Raw genomic sequence first — 1,018 nt, 5'->3', positions numbered from 1 at the left:
ACCACCGCCTCGATCACCCGGCCAAACCAGCCGACCAACCGCTCGATGCTGGCCCGGTCGAAGAGATCCGTGGCGTAGGTCACCACCCCGGCGGCCATCGGCGCCGCCGCATCTTCGCCCGGCACCTCCCGCAGGTCGAAGTCCAGGTCGAACTTGGCCGTTTGGGTGACCATCGTCAGGGGCTCGACGGCGACCCCGTCCAGCGCCACCTCGGGTCGGACGTTGTTCTGGAAGACCATCAGCACCTGGAACAGCGGGTGGTGCGCGGTCGATCGCACCGGGTTGAGCTGTTCGACCAGGAGCTCGAACGGGACGTCCTGGTTGCTGTAGGCATTGAGGGCCTTGTGCCGCACCGCCGCCAGGACGTCGGAGAAGCGCTGCGCGGCATTGACATCCACGCGTAAAACCCAGGTGTTGACAAAAAACCCGACCAGATCATCGAGGGCCTCGTCCAACCGGCCGGCGATCGGCGAGCCCATCGCGATGTCCTCACCGACACCGGCGCGGTGCAGCACCACCGCCAACACCGCCTGCAACACCATCGAGGCCGTCGCGTTGTGGGCCGCCGCGACCGCCTTGATCCCCGCCCACAGCTGCGGGTCGATGCGCATCTCGACCTGATCGCCGCGGTAGCTGGGCACCGGCGGACGCGCGTGATCCGTGGGCAGCGACACCACCTCGGGCAGCTCGGCCAGCTCCTGGCGCCAGTAGGCCAACTGCGAGGCGATCACACTGTCGGGATCGGATTCGTCGCCCAGCCAATCCTGTTGCCACAGCGTGTAATCCGCGTACTGCACCGCCAACGGTGCCCAGGGCGGGGCTTGCCCCGCGCACCGGCTGGCATACGCCACGCCCACGTCCCGGACCATCGGCGCCATCGACCAGCCGTCAAAAGCGATGTGGTGCAACACAATCCCGACCACATGCTGCTCGGGGCCCACGGCATAGATCTGTCCACGGATCGGAATCTCGCTCGACAGGTCAAACCGATACCCGGCCAGCGCCACCAACTCGCCGG

Annotated in this window: 1 protein-coding gene; it reads right to left on the bottom strand. The window is 67.3% G+C overall.

The window, feature by feature from the left end; all coding sequences use genetic code 11:
• Positions 1-1,018, bottom strand: a 1,018-nt coding sequence (locus A5744_RS19825) for a condensation domain-containing protein (RefSeq protein WP_240563119.1), incomplete at both ends; no start/stop codon positions are given.

Origin of the sequence: Mycobacterium sp. IS-1264, assembly GCF_001954195.1 — a bacterium.
Lineage (GTDB): Bacteria > Actinomycetota > Actinomycetes > Mycobacteriales > Mycobacteriaceae > Mycobacterium.
The sequence above is the reverse complement of the archived record's forward strand: the minus strand, read 5'-3'. Positions and strand labels throughout refer to the sequence as shown.